This is a genomic window from Oleiphilus sp. HI0132, assembly GCF_001635845.1.
Genome location: NZ_LWGJ01000230.1, coordinates 1 through 682, shown reverse-complemented (window position 1 = coordinate 682; position 682 = coordinate 1). Strand labels below are relative to the sequence as shown.

Sequence of the window (682 nt, the reverse complement as noted above, 5' to 3'; positions counted from 1 at the left end):
TTAAGCGAGCTATAGAGAATACGCTCTGCATGCCCTTGCTCAGCACTAAGCGGGTAAATGACATCAAAGGCGAGAGAACTAAGATGGTTGCGCTGGCCCATCTGAGCTTTTTCATCCAGCGCTGGAAGCCGCGACTGGGACAAGAACAACAATGAGATAAAGGCGAGCAGAATGAGAGAGCAAAGAAATCCCCTTTTATCGACTACCCGCATATTGTTCTCATTACCGTACATTCACCATCTAATTAAAGAGGCTACAGATCGAAAATCTTTCCAGGATTCATCAAGCCTTTTGGATCAAAGACACGCTTAACGCCTTTCATCATTTCGATCTCAACAGGCGAACGCGAATAACCCAGGTAATCTTTCTTGACCATTCCGACGCCGTGCTCTGCCGAGATACTACCATTGTATTTTGCGACAATATCAAAAACCCACTTATTTACCTGAATGCACTTCGAGAAGAACTCTTCATTGCTTAAATCTTCAGGCTTAAGAATATTCAAATGCAGATTGCCATCACCGATATGACCAAACCAGATAATTTCAAAATCCGGGTAATGCTCAGTCACCACTGAATTGATCTCATTTAGAAACTCAGGAACTTTAGAGACCACGACCGAAATATCGTTTTTGTACGGAGTACGCACAGAAATCGACTCTGAGATACCTTCACGCAAACG

At 43.4% G+C, this 682-nt stretch carries 2 protein-coding genes; both read right to left on the bottom strand.

The features are described 5' to 3' along the window. On the bottom strand, positions 1-233 hold a 233-nt coding region (locus A3766_RS31820; RefSeq protein ID WP_156508639.1), incomplete at its 3' end, for a hypothetical protein. 20 nt (positions 234-253) lie between these two features. Beyond that, the coding region (locus A3766_RS02895; protein WP_304440921.1) for an FAD-linked oxidase C-terminal domain-containing protein at positions 254-682 on the bottom strand (429 nt) is incomplete at its 5' end.